We start from the raw sequence: 12,723 nt of genomic DNA, 5'->3' as shown, positions 1-12,723 counted from the left end.
GCGACGGTGGCCTGAGCGAACCGTCGCCCAGCAGAGAGGTGGTGAGGTGCGCGCCATGCGTACCTCCGCTCGTGGTTTCTTCTCACGGCTCTTCCCTCGACCCCCGCGATGCCGGCGTCAGCGTCGGCACGGCCTGGGTTGACGCACCCTGTCCGGTCTTCGTCGTCGACCGGGACGGCACCGTCCTCGACGCCAACCGGGCGGCGCGGGCGCTGCCGGCGCACCCACCCGGCCCGCGCGCGGCCCGGCCGTGCTTCCCCGCGGTCCCCGCCCCCCACGGCAACGGCACCCCCACCCCGGACGGCGCCCACCCCTGCGGCCCGCCCCGTGACCGCTTGCCGCGCTGGCTGGCCGACGCCCACGCGCGCGTCGCCCGCGACCCGCACGGCCCGGCGGGCGACCCGCCCACCGGCCCCATCGGCGACCGCATCTACGCCGCCCACCCCACCACCACCCCGGACGGCCACGTGACCTGGTGGCTGTTCGACGGCACCGACCGCCACCGCGCGGAGAGCGCCCTGCGCGGCGCCGAGGAGCGGACCGCCGTCCTCGCCGAGGTGTCCGGCACCCTGCTGTCCTCGCTGAACGTCGCCCGCTGCAGCGAACTGGCCGCCGGTCTGGCGGCCGAGCACCTGGCCGACGCCGCCGTGCTGATCGCGCCGCCCCAGGGCAGGCGCTACCCGCTCAGCCACGCCCGGCGCGGCGCCCCCGTCGTCCAGAGCGCGCACCAGATGGACCCGCGCGCGGTCCCCGGCCTCGCGGAAGCGCTCCAGGGCTTCCCGCCGGTGCCGGCACGCTGGATCGATCCGGCCGCCATCCCCGCGTGGGTGGTCCCGCCCGGCTTCACCGGAGGGATCGGCTCCGTGATCGTGGCTCCGCTGCCCGGACACGGCGTGCCCGCCGGAGCGCTGATCCTGCTGCGCTCCGCCACCCACCAGGGCTTCACCCCGGGCGAGGAGGTCTTCGCCCGGCTGTTCGCCGCCCGCGCGGGGGCCGCGCTGTCCGCCGCCCGCCTCTACAGCGAGCAGGCCGCGATCACGGCCACGCTCATGCGGGACCTGCTGCCGCCCCGGCTCAGCCAGGTGCACGGCGTGGAGTACGCAGGCGGGTACCGCCCCGCGCAGGACCACGAACGCGTCGGCGGGGACTTCTACGACGTCCACCCCGCCCCCGGACCCGCGGGGGAGACCCTCGTCGTGCTCGGCGACGTGGCGGGCAAGGGACTGGACGCGGCGGTGCTGACCGGCAAGATCCGCAACACGCTCCAGGCGCTGCTGCCCCTCGCCGGGGACCACGGCCAGGTGCTGGACCTGCTCAACGGCGCCCTGCTGACCTCGCACCACACCCGCTTCGCCACCCTGGTCCTGGCGTCCGTGCGGCGCCACGAGGACCGGGTGCGGCTGCGCCTCACCAGCGCCGGTCACCTGCCGCCGCTGATCGTCCGCGCCGACGGCACGGTGGAGGAGGCGGCCACGCAGGGCACCCTGGTGGGCGCCCTGCCGGCCGTCACGGCGCGCACCGCGGAGACCGAACTCGCCCCCGGGGAGACCTGCCTGCTCTACACCGACGGCATCACCGAGGCCCGCGGCGGACCGCTGGGCGACGAACTGTTCGGGGAACACCGCCTCCGCAAGGCACTGACGGAGTGCGGGGGCATGCCGGGCGAGGCGATCGTCGAGCGGGTGCAGATGCTGGCCGGGCAGTGGCTGGCCGCGGGCGCCCACGACGACATGGCCGCCGTGGCCATCAGCGCCCCACGGTCCGGCCGTCCGGCGGACGGCCGCACGACGACACCCACGGAACCCCCGGGAGGAACGGTTGACTGACCCCCGCACATCGGCTGCCGAGCTGCGCGATCACCTCTGGCGGGCGGTGACGGAGGGCAGCGAGCCCGCCGCCGTGGACGTCGTGACCGCCGCTGCCGACGCCGGCTGGGACGAGGAGGGCCTGCTGCTCGACGTCGTCGCGGCGGTGCAGGTCAAGGTGGGCGCCGAGTGGGCCGCCAACCGGATCACCGTGGCCCGCGAGCACGCCGCCACCGCCGTCAACGACCGCGTGGTCGCCGCCCTCGTCCACCGGTCGGCGGCCCGCCGCCCCCGCGGCGCCGCCCCGCGCGGCCGGGTGACCGTCAGCTGTGTCGACGGCGAATGGCACGCCTTCCCGGCCCGGCTCGTCACCGAGGTGCTGCGGCTGCGCGGCTGGCACGTGGACTACCTCGGCGCCCAGACACCCACCCCGCACCTGGTCGCCCACCTGCACGACACCGACCCCGGCGCGGTGCTGCTCTCCGGCTCGCTCCCCACCCATCTGCCGGCCGCCCACGCCGCCATCACCGCCTGCCAGGCCGTCGGCGTGCCGGTGCTGGCCGGGGGCCGCGCCTTCGGCCCCGACGGCCGGTTCGCGCGGGCCCTGGGCGCCGACCGGTGGGCGGCGGACGCCCGCGGCGCGGCCGCCGTACTGGAGGGCGGGCTGCCCCGGCCGCTGCCCACCGCGGTCCGGCAGACCGTCGACGACCTGCCGCACCTGGCCGACCAGGAGTACACGATGGCCGTCCGGTCGCGCGGCTCCCTGGTCAGGCGGACGATGACCGACCTGGAGCACCGGTTCCCCGCGCTGCGCGGATACTCCGACGAGCAGCGGGAACACACCGCCGAGGACATCGCCCACATCGTGGACTTCCTCGCGACCGCCCTCTACGTCGACGACCCCGAAGTCTTCACCTCGTTCCTGACCTGGACGGCGGAGATCCTCGCCGCACGGCGGGTCCCCGCCGACTCCCTCCGCACGGCACTCGACATCCTGGCCGGGCAGTCGCGCGACGCCCCGCGCACCCTGGCCATGCTCCGCGCGGGCGCCGCCGCACTGCGCGACCACCCCGCGGACCCGCCCGCCCAGGAACTCGCCGCCCACGCCTGACCGAGCCCCACGCCGCCCCGCCGCACCCCGTCGTCGGCAGCGCGCCGGCCACGCTGATCGTCCAGGTGGGCGGCGAGCCGGACCACGACAGCGGGCACGACCTGGCCGGCGTCGTCCGCGGCCACCTCGTCCCCGGGGTGCGTGACGTACGGCTCGACTTCACCGGGCTGACCCGCATCGACCCGCTCGGACCGGCGGCACTGCTGATGCCGCACCGCCACACCAGCGCCGTCCGCGCCACCCTGCACCCGGACAACCGGCCCGAGGCGCTGGAACGCGTGCTCCGCCAGACCGGCGTCCTCGCCCACCTCACCGCGCCCGCGGGCGGTCGCCGGCCACCGACGCGACGGCGGAGCCGAGACCGGACGGCACGTCGTGACGACGGTGAGGCGTCAGGACGGGGCCCCGCGGGTGCCGTCGTCCGGCCCGGCGCTCAGCGTCCCGCCCACCCGGCCAGTCCGCGCAGCACCGCCCCGCGTCCGCGGTCCGGCACCGTCCACAGGGCCCGGCCCCGTACGCCCCACCGCTCCAGCAGCGCGTCGGCGGCCAGGAACCCGGTCGTCGCCGCGCGTTCCATCAGGGCCACCGGCAGGTCGGTGCGGACCAGGTCGCCGGCCACCACCAGCCCGGGATCCGGAGTGCGGACGGCCGGCCGGCCGGTGAAGCCGCCCACCGGGAACAGCGGGCAGTCGTCGTGCCAGACGTGGCGGGCGTCGACCACCGAGGCCGCGCGCGTCTCCGGGTAGACGCGGTGCAACTGGTCGATCAGGAGCTTCTGCTCGATGTCCCAGGTCGCCTCCGGCGGTACCGCGTACGCGTGCAGCTCCACGACCGAGCCCCCGGTGCGCGCGGCCCAGCGGGCCGCCTCGTCCTCCCAGCGCTCCAGCACGCTGATGTTGTCCAGGGTGCCGAACCCGCTGGTGCCCAGGAAGCCCGGCCGGTCCGGCGCGACGGGCCGGTCCAGCCACAGCCGGCTGACCAGGAAGGGCGGGGCGGTGCGCAGCCGCGCGATCCGCTCGCGCCACGGGCCGTCCCCCAGCCGCTCGGAGCGGGCCACGACGGAGCGCAGGCCCGCGGTGTCCAGGGCCAGCACCACCGTGTCGTGGCGCCGCTCCTCCCGGCCGGCGGCGATGTCGTAGCCGCCGTCGGGCCGGGGGGTGACGCTCTCGACGGCCGTGCCGGTGCGCACCTCCGCGCCGTGCCGTCCCAGGTAGGCGGCCAGCGGGTCCCACAGCGCGGCCGGGAAGGGCGAGCGGGGCACGTCGAACAGCAGGCCCTCGGCGGACCCGAGGAAGTAGATGTGGAACATCAGGGCCATCTCCGCCGCCGACAGCTCCCGGGGGTCGGCGAAGAAGCTGCGGGAGAACACCTCGAACGCCAGGTGACGGGCGCCGCGCGGGAAGCGCACGGCGTCCAGGAAGTCGTGGGCGCTGGTGCCGTCGAGACGCTCGTACACCTGCGGGACGCGGACGTCGAGCAGCGGCAGCGCCGCCACCGGGTTCATGGCGCGCAGGTCCCGCAGGCGGAACGAGGGGCTGAGCGCGGCGAAGCCGAGCGCGCTCCACGGCGGAGTGCGGGGCACATGCCGGAAGCTGTCGCGCAGGCCGCCCGCGTGCAGCAGCGGATAGTCCGGCAGGGCGGTGAGCCGTTCCAGCCCCGGATCCGTGCGCCGCAGCAGCCCCCGCAGGTTGTAGTACTGGCGGAAGAACGCGTGGAAGCCGCGGCTCATGGTGACCGTGCTGCCGTCCCGCAGCCGGGTCGGCCATCCGCCGACCCGCCCGCCCAGATAGGGCCGCCGCTCGTACAGGGTGACGGCCACCCCGCGTTCGGCCAGCGCGGTCGCGGCGGCCAGCCCGGCGATACCGCCCCCGATCACGGCGGTGGTGGGGCGGGCCCCGTCGATCCTCCGGGCGCCCGGCCGGGCGGGCAGCACGCGGGCCCGGCGGTCCCGGCCCCTGCGGGCGCCGCCGGAGCGCGCCGCCGGCACACCGTTCATCGTGCCTCCTCCGGGTCCGCGTCCGCCCGGCGGGCGACGAACGTGTGGGTGATGCCCGTCTGCCAGCCCGGCAGGGGCAGGGCGCGCACCGAGTCGAAGCCCGCCGCGCGCAGGCGGTCCGCGAAGCGGCCGGCGGTGTCGAACTCCACCACACTGCGCCACAGATGGCGGTAGAGCGCGCCGTCCCCGAGGACGCTCGCGACGGGCTGGACGAGACCGCGGCAGACCAGTGCCCACACCGCCCGGTCCACGCGGCGCCCGCCGAGGGTGTACTCGTGCACCCCCAGCCGTCCGCCGGGCCGCAGCAGGGCGCGCGCGGTGCCGAGTACGGCGTCGGGGTCGGCGACGTTGCGGAACAGGTAGGCGGCGAACACGGCGTCGAACGGTCCCCGCACCCCGGCCCGCGCCAGCCGTTCCGCGGGCGCCCGCACGAAGGTCACCCCCCGGGCCCAGGGCTTGGCGGCGGCCCGTTCCAGCATGCCGGCGGAGGCGTCCACGGCCGTGATGTCCGCGCCCGGCAGGACCGAGCGCAGGGCGGCGGTCGACGCGCCGGTGCCGCAGCCGAGGTCCAGCAGGCGCAGCCCCGCGCCGTGCCCGGGCAGGCCGAGCCGGCGCACCGAGCGGCGCAGGTGGGCGTGGTAGCCGGGATTGGCGGCCACCAGCGCGTCGTAGGTGCGGGAGGCGTGGTCGAAGGCGGCGGCGAGTTCCTCGTCGCGCAGGAGGGTCATGCGGTCTCCGGGAGCCGAAGGGGCGGGCGGGGGAGGGGATCAGCCGTAGGGATCAGCCGTAGGGGACGGGCGGGGACGGATCGGCGGAGGTGCCGACGGGCGTACGGGTGGACGGGTGGCTCAGTCGAAGGGGCGACGCGGCAGCCAGGCGAGCTCCGCGGCGGACCGCAGCATCGGCCCGGCGGGGGTGCGCAGGCCGACGGCGAGGTCCTCGTACAGCCGGGTGCGGCCGTCGAGGAAGCGCAGCAGCCGCCCCATGGGGACGCGCGCGAACAGGCGGGAGAACAGCGCCGGCCCGTCGACGCGGCCGCTGTCCAGGGCCCGCAGCAGGACGGCGTCCATGGCCCGCGAGCGGGCCGAGTGCGGAACGGGCGGCACCGGCCGGCGCCCCCGGCGCAGGGCCCACGCGACGGCCCGGGCCTGGCGCTGCACACCGGCGAAGGTGTAGCCGGAGGCGGGGCGGGTGGCGCCGCCTGCGGCACCGATGCGGAAGACGGACGCGCCGACCTGCCGCGGCATCGGCGCGTCCGTCATCGGGATGACCCCGGTCTCCGTCGCGACGATCCGTGCCTGGCCGAGCCGCAGCACCTCGTCGGCGTACTGCCGCACGGCCGACTCGTACCCGTCCGCGGTGAGCGGGCGCGACGAGAACTCGGTGTACTCCACCAGCGCCTCGTGCGAGCCGAGCGGCAGGACGTAGCCGAAGGACAGGCCCTCGGCGGGCTGCGGCGTGCGGAAGTCCATCAGTTCCACGGCGCGGACGTCGAACACCGGGCGCGCCGTACGCACGAACCAGCCGTGGAAGTGCTGCAGGAGGGTGGTCCGCGCGGCCGGCAGGCTGCCGGGCGGGCGGGAGTCGAACACCCAGCGGGCACGCAGGACCGCGCTGCCGCCGTCCGGGGCCCGCACCCGGACGTGGGCGCCCGACGGCACGTCCTCCACCGTCTCGACGGCCGCCTCCAGCCGCCGCACGTTCGGACTGCGGGCCAGGTCCCTCCCGACCAGGTGCGCGAAGTCGTCGGAGCGGATCATCTTGTAGCGCAGCGGGGCGATGTCCCCCTCGATGGGGGCGCCCGAGGGCGGACACACCCGCAGCCACCGCCATTCGGCGCGCAGCGCCGCGTCGAACCGGCCGCGGCCGGACTCCCAGAAGCACCAGGTCCGCGGCGGCGGGCGCAGCGGTCCGGGAGGCGCGTCCACCAGCACCACCGAGGGGGTGCGGGTGCCCGGCAGGTGCCCCGCGAGCCGGTGGGCGAGGGACAGCCCCGCGGCTCCCGCCCCCAGGACGGCGACCTCCGTCTCCAGCACGCCGGTTCCTCCCTCTCGCCGTGATCTGCGCGTCCGCGCGTGTGCGCGTCTCCGCGTTCCCGCATCCGCCGGTTGCTTCCCCCGTCCGGGCCCGGACGGATGCAGGAATGCGGCGGACACACCACCCCCTCGGGCGCGTGGCGCCGCCGAACGGAGGCACGGGCGGGGAGCCGCACGGCCGGAGCGGGCATGCCTGTGCCGCATCCGTAACCGCCGCCCGGGCGGAAGGACGTGGATGACGGAGGAACGACGAGCACGACGAGAGGAACCGGGATGCGCCCCACACAGGCGAAGGATCACCACGCGGCCCCGCCGCCGCCCGTGCCACGCCTGGTCGCCCTGCCGGGTTCCCCCGTCCGGGCGCGGCCGCAGGGCGCGCCGGCCGGTGCCGAGGACGACCGGCCGGCCGCCGGAACCGCCGTACGCCACCCCCGGGGCGTACCCGGTCCCGCGGGAACCGCCGACCCGCGTGCCCACGGCGCCCCCGCACGCGGCCCGGGCACCGCGGACCGGCGTGCCGTCGGCGCGGAGGCGCACGGCGTCCACGCGGACGCGCGCACGCCCGCGGAGGTGCCCGCCGAGGCCGCCGTGCCCGCCGTCCGCGCCGACGTCGGCACGGTCGACGCGGACGTGTCCGCCGCCGTCGGGCGGATGCTCGACCACGTGCTGGCCGATCGCCTCGCCCGGGCCCGCGCGGCCGACCCGCTGTTCGCGCGGGACCTCGCGGAACGCGTGGCGCGCTTCACCCGCGAGGGCGGCAAACGGACCCGGGCACGGCTGGTCTGGTGGTCCCTGCGCGCGTGCGGCGCCTCCGACCCGGCGGCCGCCGACGCCGCGCTGCGGATCGGCGCGGCACTCGAACTGCTGCAGACCTGTGCCCTCGTCCACGACGACGTCATGGACGGGGCGGCGCTGCGTCGCGGCCGGCCCGCGCTGCACGCCGACGTGCGTGCGCAGTACGCCGGCCAGGCGCCGCCCGCCCGCGCCGACCGGCTGGGGGAGTCGGCCGCCATCCTGGCCGGCGACCTCGCCCTCGCCTGGGCCGACGACCTGGTGGCGGAGACCCCGCTGCCCGCCTGGACCGCGATCGTGGTGCGCCGCCTGTGGAGCGACATGCGCACGGAGATGGTCGCCGGCCAGTACCTCGACGTCCAGGGCCAGACCACGGGCGCGCGGTCCCTGCCGCGGGCGCTGCGCGCCGCCTGCCTGAAGAGCGCCCTGTACTCGGTGGAACGGCCGCTCGCCCTGGGCGCCGCCCTGGCGGGCGCGGACGACACCACGCTGCGCGCGCTGTGCTCGGCCGGCCGCCGTGTCGGCATGGCGTTCCAGCTGCGGGACGACCTGAACGACGTCTTCGGTGATCCCGCGCGCACCGGCAAACCCGCCGGCGGGGACATCCGCGAGGGCAAGCTGACGTACGTGACCGCCCTCGCCCGGGCCCGCGCCGAGGCCAGGGCGGACCACCGGGCCCTGGCCGTGCTGGAACGGGCGCCCGGTGACGTGGAGCTGACCGCGGACGGCCTCGACGAGGTGCGGGACGTCCTGGTGGCGACGGGCGCCCGGGACGAGGTCGAGGGCAGGATCGCCCGGCTCGTCGCCCAGGGACTGCGCCACTTCGACCGCGCCCGCCTGGAGCCGGAGAGCGGACGCCGGCTGCGGAGCCTGCTGCGCTCGGTGGCCGGCGAGCCTCCCCACGACGCCGTGCCCCCGCCCCCGCCCCGGCCCGTCCCGGCCGGGACCGGGGCGCCCGACACCTCCGGGGCCGGTCTGGGGCAGACCGAGGCCAGGGCCGGGACGGCCCCGTGCGGGCCGATGTCCGTCCCCGGTGCGGGCGTGCCCGGGGCCACCGGTTCGGGCGTGCCCGGGGCCACCGGATCGGGCGGGCCCGGGGCCACCGGATCGGGCGGGCGGGCCACCGGCGCGGACGTGCCCGGGGCCACCGGTGCGGGCGGGCGGGCCACCGGTTCGGGCGTGCCCGGCACCCCGGCCGCCCCGGCCGCCGCCTCGCCCCGGACTCTGGACGGCGGCACCGGGGAGACCGCCCGATGACGCGCACCCTGCCCGGACGGACGGATCACGTCGTCGTGGTCGGGGCCGGACTCGCCGGACTGTCGGCCGCCCTGCACCTGCTCGGCGCCGGACGCCGCGTCACCGTGGTCGAACGTGACACCGAGCCCGGCGGGCGGGCCGGCCGGCGCACCCTCGGCGGCTACCGGATCGACACCGGTCCCACCGTGCTGACCATGCCCGACCTCGCGGACGAGGCCTTCGCGGCCGTAGGCGACAGCCTGCGCCGGCGCGTCGACCTGATCCCGCTCCACCCCGCCTACCGGGCCCGCTTCGCCGACGGCAGCAGCCTCGACGTGCACACCGACGCGGACGCGATGGCCGAGGCGGTCGAGCGCTTCGCCGGGCCGGCCGAGGCCCTGGGGTACCGGCGGCTGCGCGACTGGCTGACCAGGCTCTACCGGGCACAGATGCGCCGCTTCATCGACGCGGACTTCGACTCCCCGCTGGACCTGCTCACCCCCGACCTGGTCCGGCTGGCCGCACTCGGCGGCTTCGGCCGCCTCGACGCGCGGATCGGCCGCTTCCTCAAGGACGAGCGGCTGCGCCGCGTCTTCTCCTTCCAGGCCCTGTACGCGGGTGTCCCCCCGGCCCGGGCCCTCGCCGCGTACGCCGTCATCGCCTACATGGACACCGTCGCCGGCGTGTACTTCCCCAGGGGCGGCATGCACGCCCTGCCGCGGGCCATGGCGGACGCCGCCGCCGAGGCGGGCGCCGAACTGCGGTTCGGCCGGCGCGTCACCCGCCTGGAACGGTCCGGGGCCCGGGTCACGGCGGTCGTCACCGACCAGGACCGCATCCCCTGCGACGCGGTCGTCCTCACCCCCGACCTGCCCGTCGCCTACCGGCTGCTCGGCCGCCGGCCCCGCAGGCCGCTGCCGCTGCGGCACTCCCCGTCCGCGGTCGTGCTGCACGCGGGCACCGACCGCACCTGGGACCACCTCGCCCACCACACCCTCTCGTTCGGGGCGGCCTGGCAGTCCACCTTCGACGAACTCACCCGCACCGGCCGGCTGATGAGCGACCCTTCCCTGCTCATCACCCGGCCCACCGCCACGGACCCCTCGCTCGCACCCCCAGGCCACCACCTGCACTACATTCTCGCGCCCTGCCCCAACACCGACATCGGGCCCGGTGCCGCCGCGTGGAGCGATCTGGGCCCGCGCTACCGGGACACGCTGCTGAGCGAGCTGGAACGGCGCGGCCTGGACGGCATCGAGGCCGCCGTCCAGGAGGAATGCCTGATCACTCCCGCCGACTGGCAGGCCCAGGGACACGCCGCGGGGACGCCCTTCTCGGCGGCCCACACCTTCGCGCAGACCGGCCCCTTCCGGCCTCGCAACCTGGTGCGCGGCACCGAGAACGCCGTACTCGCGGGCTGCGGCACCACCCCCGGTGTCGGCGTGCCCACCGTGCTGCTGTCGGGGAAGCTGGCCGCCGCGCGGATCACCGGCGGACGCACCTCCGGCAAGGCGCCCGTCCGGAAGCCGTCCGCCGCCGCCCCCACCGCGAAGCCGCCCTCGGCCGAGCCGCCCGCCGCCGAGCCGCCCGCAGTGAAGGAGACCTCCGCATGACCGACCGGGAACTCGACGCGGCCGGCATCCACGATCCGGCGCTGCGCGCCGCGTACCGCCACTGCCGCGCCCTGAACGCACGACACGGGAAGACGTACTTCCTCGCCACCCGGCTGCTGCCGATCGAGCGCAGGCCCGCGGTGCACGCCCTCTACGGCTTCGCCCGCTGGGCCGACGACATCGTGGACCGGCCCGCCCCCGGCACCGGCACCGCCCAGCGCGGCACCGCGCTCGCCGAACTGCGCGAGAACCTCCGGCGGGGACTGCGGCAGCAGCACAGCGCGGAACCCGTGGTGCGAGCCGTCGCGGACACCGCGCGCCGCTACGCCATCGACCACGCGCACTTCCACGACTTCATGACCGCGATGTGCTCCGACCTGGTGGTGACCGACTACCCGACCTACGCCGACCTGCGCCGCTACACGCACGGCTCGGCCGCGGTCATCGGCCTGCAGATGCTCCCCGTCCTCGGCACGGTCGTCCCGCGCGCGCAGGCCGCACCGTACGCCGCCGCCCTGGGCGTCGCCTTCCAGCTGACCAACTTCCTGCGGGACGTGGGCGAGGACCTCGACCGCGGCCGCGTCTACCTCCCCGCCGACCTGCTCGCCGGTCACGGCGTCGACCGGGAACTGCTGCGCTGGAGCAGGGACACCGGACGCCGGGACCCCCGCGTGACCGCGGCCCTGCGGGAGTTCGAGGCGCTCACCCGCGGCGTCTACCGTGAGGCGGCGCCGGGGCTCGCCCTGCTCGACCCGGTCTCGCGGCCCTGCATCCGCACCGCGTACGTGCTCTACGGCGGCATCCTCGACGCCGTGGCCCGCGACGGCCACGCCGTGCTGCACCGCCGCGCCGTGGTGCCGCGCCGCCACCGGGCGGCGGTCGCCGCCGACGGGCTCGCCCGCGTGGCCGCCGCCCGGCTCCGCCACCGCCGGGCCGGCCGCCCCGCCACGGACGCGGCGGACACCCGGCAGGCCGCCGCGCCCGCCGCCCGCCCCGCCGTGCCCGAGGAGGCCGCGTGAACCCCGCCCCGCCCCCCGCCCGACGCGGCCGCCTGCCCCTCGCCCTGCGACGGCGCCCCGTCCCCTGGGAGCGCCAGCGTCCCACCTGGCGGGAGGCGAGACCCGCGGTGATCGCCCAGGCCCTGAAGCGCGCCCAGGCCCGCCCGTCCGGCAACTGGTACGTCGTCGGAGCGTCCCACGCGCTGCGCGGCGACCGGCCGCTGGCCCGGACCGTGGCCGGGCAGGAGGTCGTCGTCTGGCGCGGCGCCGACGGCCGGCCGCACGCCGGGCCCGGCGTGTGCCCCCACCTCGGCGCGCCCCTCGGCCAGAGCCCGGTGCGCTGCGGCACCCTGGTCTGCCGCTGGCACGGACTCGCCCTGGACGGCGGCCCGCGCGCCGGCTGGGAGCCGCTGCCCGTGCACGACGACGGGGTCCTGCTCTGGGTGCGGCTCGACGAGGCCGGCGGGGAGGAGCCGCTGGACGCGCCCGTCGTGCCGCGCCGGCCGGACCGGGCCCGCGCCCTCGCGGCGGTCCACGTCGGCACCGGGACCTGCGAGCCGGAGGACGTGGTGGCGAACCGGCTGGACCCCTGGCACGGGGCCTGGTACCACCCGTACTCGTTCGTCGAACTCACCGTGGTCGCCGCGCCCGACGGCGCCGGGGACGCGGACGCCGACCGCTTCACCGTCGACGTGTCCTTCAAGGTGGCGGGACGGATCGTCGTGCCGGTCCGGGCCGTCTTCACCGCGCCCGGACCCCGCACGGTCGTCATGCACATCACCGAAGGGGAGGGCGCGGGCTCGGTCGTCGAGACCCACGCCACGCCCCTCGGCCCGGACGAACGGGGCCGCCCGCGCACCGCGGTGATCGAAGCGGTGGTGGCGGCCTCGGACCGCCCCGGCTTCGCCGTCGCACGCCGCGCCGCGCCGCTGCTGCGCCCGCTCATGCGCACCGCGTCGGCCCGCCTCTGGCGCGACGACCTCGCCTACGCCGAACGGAGGTGGCGACTGCGCTCCACGGGCCGCTTCCCCGGATGACACCGTCCCGCGCGCCCCGCACCGCGCCGGAGGTGCGCGGCGCGGCGGCAGCCCGCAAGGTGGAAAGCGGCACGCACCACCCACGAGGGAGCGGCAACC

9 protein-coding genes and 1 pseudogene are annotated in these 12,723 nt (G+C 77.4%); 7 read left to right on the top strand and 3 right to left on the bottom strand.

Translation table 11 applies throughout. From position 1 onward, the window contains the following. Positions 1-71: 71 nt before the first annotated feature. The 3 genes and pseudogenes from SGLAU_RS01570 to SGLAU_RS36890 form a co-directional block, all read left to right on the top strand. Entirely contained in the window at positions 72-1,826 is a 1,755-nt protein-coding gene (locus SGLAU_RS01570; RefSeq protein WP_052413563.1) for a SpoIIE family protein phosphatase, read from the top strand. After that, positions 1,819-2,916 carry a B12-binding domain-containing protein gene (locus tag SGLAU_RS01565; RefSeq protein WP_043497660.1) on the top strand — a complete coding sequence of 366 codons (1,098 nt, stop codon included), beginning with the start codon at positions 1,819-1,821 and terminating at the stop codon, positions 2,914-2,916. Before SGLAU_RS01570 ends, SGLAU_RS01565 begins: the two co-directional genes overlap by 8 nt. Positions 2,917-2,981: 65 nt before the next feature. Next, positions 2,982-3,203 (top strand): annotated as a pseudogene (locus tag SGLAU_RS36890) (STAS domain-containing protein); the annotation flags it as partial. A gap of 146 nt (positions 3,204-3,349) precedes the next feature. Here SGLAU_RS36890 and SGLAU_RS01560 read toward each other — a convergent pair. The 3 genes from SGLAU_RS01560 to SGLAU_RS01550 all read right to left on the bottom strand — a co-directional run bounded on the left by SGLAU_RS01560 (position 3,350) and on the right by SGLAU_RS01550 (position 6,948). After that, positions 3,350-4,912 (bottom strand): NAD(P)/FAD-dependent oxidoreductase, encoded by a 1,563-nt coding sequence (locus SGLAU_RS01560; protein ID WP_078957547.1) that lies wholly within the window; start codon positions 4,910-4,912, stop codon positions 3,350-3,352. Continuing rightward, the gene (locus tag SGLAU_RS01555; RefSeq protein ID WP_043497659.1) at positions 4,909-5,640 is read right to left on the bottom strand and encodes a class I SAM-dependent methyltransferase; all 732 of its coding nucleotides are present in this window, start codon (positions 5,638-5,640) and stop codon (positions 4,909-4,911) included. Before SGLAU_RS01555 ends, SGLAU_RS01560 begins: the two co-directional genes overlap by 4 nt. Positions 5,641-5,760: 120 nt before the next feature. Beyond that, positions 5,761-6,948: a lycopene cyclase family protein gene (locus SGLAU_RS01550; RefSeq protein WP_043497658.1), complete on the bottom strand. Its 1,188-nt coding sequence runs from the start codon at positions 6,946-6,948 to the stop codon at positions 5,761-5,763. Between the two features lie 273 nt (positions 6,949-7,221). Here SGLAU_RS01550 and SGLAU_RS36665 point away from each other — a divergent pair, with 273 nt between their 5' ends. Genes SGLAU_RS36665 through SGLAU_RS01530 form a run of 4 tightly spaced genes read left to right on the top strand, consistent with a single transcriptional unit; the run spans position 7,222 to position 12,624 of the window. After that, positions 7,222-8,997, top strand: a complete 1,776-nt coding sequence (locus SGLAU_RS36665) for a polyprenyl synthetase family protein (RefSeq protein ID WP_078957546.1) — start codon at positions 7,222-7,224, stop codon at positions 8,995-8,997. After that, a complete protein-coding gene (locus tag SGLAU_RS01540) occupies positions 8,994-10,589 on the top strand; it encodes a phytoene desaturase (protein WP_052413562.1) in 1,596 nt (531 codons plus the stop codon). The genes SGLAU_RS36665 and SGLAU_RS01540 overlap by 4 nt, the downstream gene beginning before the upstream one ends. Beyond that, entirely contained in the window at positions 10,586-11,608 is a 1,023-nt protein-coding gene (locus SGLAU_RS01535) for a phytoene/squalene synthase family protein (protein ID WP_078957545.1), read from the top strand. Before SGLAU_RS01540 ends, SGLAU_RS01535 begins: the two co-directional genes overlap by 4 nt. Further along, entirely contained in the window at positions 11,605-12,624 is a 1,020-nt protein-coding gene (locus tag SGLAU_RS01530) for a DUF5914 domain-containing protein (RefSeq protein WP_043497655.1), read from the top strand. The genes SGLAU_RS01535 and SGLAU_RS01530 overlap by 4 nt, the downstream gene beginning before the upstream one ends. The last annotated feature ends 99 nt before the right edge of the window (positions 12,625-12,723 follow it).

This window comes from Streptomyces glaucescens, from assembly GCF_000761215.1.
GTDB lineage: Bacteria > Actinomycetota > Actinomycetes > Streptomycetales > Streptomycetaceae > Streptomyces > Streptomyces glaucescens_B.
Note: the sequence above shows the minus strand (reverse complement) of the source record. Positions and strands in the feature narration are given on the sequence as shown.

Coding starts and splice junctions, on each gene's coding strand:
- SGLAU_RS01540 (WP_052413562.1), top strand. CDS start 8,994: ATGACGCGCACCCTGCCCGGACGGACGGATCACGTCGTCGTGGTCGGG.
- SGLAU_RS01535 (WP_078957545.1), top strand. CDS start 10,586: ATGACCGACCGGGAACTCGACGCGGCCGGCATCCACGATCCGGCGCTG.
- SGLAU_RS01555 (WP_043497659.1), bottom strand. CDS start 5,640: ATGACCCTCCTGCGCGACGAGGAACTCGCCGCCGCCTTCGACCACGCC.
- SGLAU_RS01560 (WP_078957547.1), bottom strand. CDS start 4,912: ATGAACGGTGTGCCGGCGGCGCGCTCCGGCGGCGCCCGCAGGGGCCGG.
- SGLAU_RS36665 (WP_078957546.1), top strand. CDS start 7,222: ATGCGCCCCACACAGGCGAAGGATCACCACGCGGCCCCGCCGCCGCCC.